Raw genomic sequence first — 233 nt, 5'->3', positions numbered from 1 at the left:
GCGATGATCCGCGACCACGTGCTGCTGCCGTTCGCCGATGACATCGCCGCCGCCGACGCCGAGCTGGCCCCGAAGCTGGATGCGGCGACGATCCGCGCGATCGTCGATCTCATCGCAGAGCGAGGCGATGACCCGACCCAGCTGATGCTCCCCTTCCGGGAGAACCTCGACGCCTTCCGGCGGAAGACCATCGGAGCGCGTCCGCGAGAGACTCTCCTCGCCGTCTACATCAC

At 67.8% G+C, this 233-nt stretch carries 1 protein-coding gene; it reads left to right on the top strand.

Annotated features, from left to right (window positions below; genetic code table 11):
- A partial coding sequence (locus tag R0J87_RS25090) for a hypothetical protein (RefSeq protein WP_498889738.1) occupies positions 1-233 on the top strand: 233 nt, incomplete at both ends.

It is taken from the genome of Halomonas sp. SIMBA_159, assembly GCF_046536035.1.
In the GTDB taxonomy this organism is placed as follows: Bacteria; Pseudomonadota; Gammaproteobacteria; order Pseudomonadales; family Halomonadaceae; genus Vreelandella; species Vreelandella venusta_A.
The sequence above is the reverse complement of the archived record's forward strand: the minus strand, read 5'-3'. Positions and strand labels throughout refer to the sequence as shown.